Genomic DNA, 1,695 nt, shown 5'->3' with positions numbered 1-1,695 from the left:
AAGCTATGCTTTATAAACATCTTTATTAACAAGAAAGTTGACAAAAGTAACTACTTGTGTAGGGGATATGGGGGATCTCGCGGACGATCGAATACGAATTATCCTGATTCGAGTTTTCATTGATATCTCCGTCTTTCAATGAGTTGGCTCAAGTGCGTTCGGGGTTTTTCCCGAACGCACATTTTGAACCAATAGAATAAAATGTTTTTCTGCCATTGGCTCACGGCGGTTTACCAAAATTATCGTTGATAGGAGCGACACAATTTGCGAGCGCAGCTATTTCACCCTGAAAATATACAAATTCAAGTTGTTTTCAGTTGATTAAATAGTAGCCAACCCGTCATAATATCATCCAATCTTCTCAAGCCACGCCACAAAGTCTTAACTCCTGGAAAACCATCATGTTTTCGTCCTAAAAAACCTCCAAATTTGGCAATCCAACCAACAGCTTCCCCTAAAGTTGGCGGGGAAGAATGAGGATAACTTTTGTGATAAATTGTTGCATAAAGAGCCTGCCATTCTCGATGTGATAACATAATTTCACAACTGGCATCAGGCGCGCTGCGAGCCAGATGAGTAATATAAAGCAAACGCCAAGCTACTATCGAATAAGTAGCTAGAGCCATTTCCAACCTCTCTGCTGTTTCTAATTGCAGCTTCTCAATTCCACAACCACTTTTTAATACATAATGATAACGCTCAATCAACCAACGATAACTATACCAACTCACATAAGTAGTCACATCCTCAATACAAGTAATAGGTAAAGTTGTTAACAGCCACCACTCAATTGCTTCTGCCTCCGATGGTGCTGATGATTCTCTTACTAAAATAACTTGCAGTTCGAGCGGACTTAATTTCTCTTGTTTAGCCCGATTTTTAGGGGGTTGAATAGTTAAGGTTTTATACCGAATAGTTAAAGTTGCTACTCGTGATGGTCGAGTCGGGTTGCGCTTTAATTCAACAGTCATCGTGGCTTGCGGTTCGACTAACTCCATCTCTGCTTTAAGATGGTTGGATGAAAACTCTAAACATCTGTTTTGAGTAGCTCGAATCAAAAAATCTGCTTTCTCACGGTTGGCGCAGGCAAATAAGTCATAAAAGTCTGCTTCTCGATCGGCAATTGTGACTACTTTTTGCGAATTAGGGATGATATATAACGTGTTTTTTAAAGCATCAAGCCATCTTTGACTTTCTTTTTCTTCAGTTGATTTTTGAGAACGTTTAGCAGCTTTACCTAAAGATTTTGGCGCTCTTGCCCAGACATATTGGTCGATAATTCCTAATGGTAGCCCTTCTGTTGTGGCGGCCAAAGTAGAATGTACTTTCAATCCACTTGCATATTTACTATCAAGATATCCGACTCCTTTAACTGCTTTATGAGTAGTGTAATTTAATTCGGTTGTATCTTGTATTGCCAAGACAATTTGATGATTTTTGATTCTTTCTACTGTCGCATCTACGTGTCCTTTCCTAAGCTGAGCTGGTTTGATGTATGGTGAATCCCAGAAATCGTAAGTAGCCTTAGTTTCCGCCCATGTACCACTCGCTTCAGGTACACTAGATTCTGGTTTATTGCTTAAATTAGAGACAATTTTCATGAATCTATTTGTCCTTCTTGGATCTCCTAAGTCAGTTTTTTCTAATTCTTGTCTTACCCATTGCTCGATCATTTTAACCTGACTCCTGGGCAAT

Annotated in this window: 1 protein-coding gene; it reads right to left on the bottom strand. The window is 39.5% G+C overall.

The features are described from left to right. Positions 1 to 302: 302 nt before the first annotated feature. Positions 303 to 1,670 (bottom strand): IS4 family transposase, encoded by a 1,368-nt coding sequence (locus QUB44_RS30740; protein WP_333373686.1) that lies wholly within the window; start codon positions 1,668 to 1,670, stop codon positions 303 to 305. Between the last annotated feature and the right edge of the window lie 25 nt (positions 1,671 to 1,695).

Source organism: Microcoleus sp. AT3-D2 (assembly GCF_036705715.1).
Classification (GTDB): Bacteria; Cyanobacteriota; Cyanobacteriia; order Cyanobacteriales; family Microcoleaceae; genus Microcoleus.
Note: the sequence above shows the minus strand (reverse complement) of the source record. Positions and strands in the feature narration are given on the sequence as shown.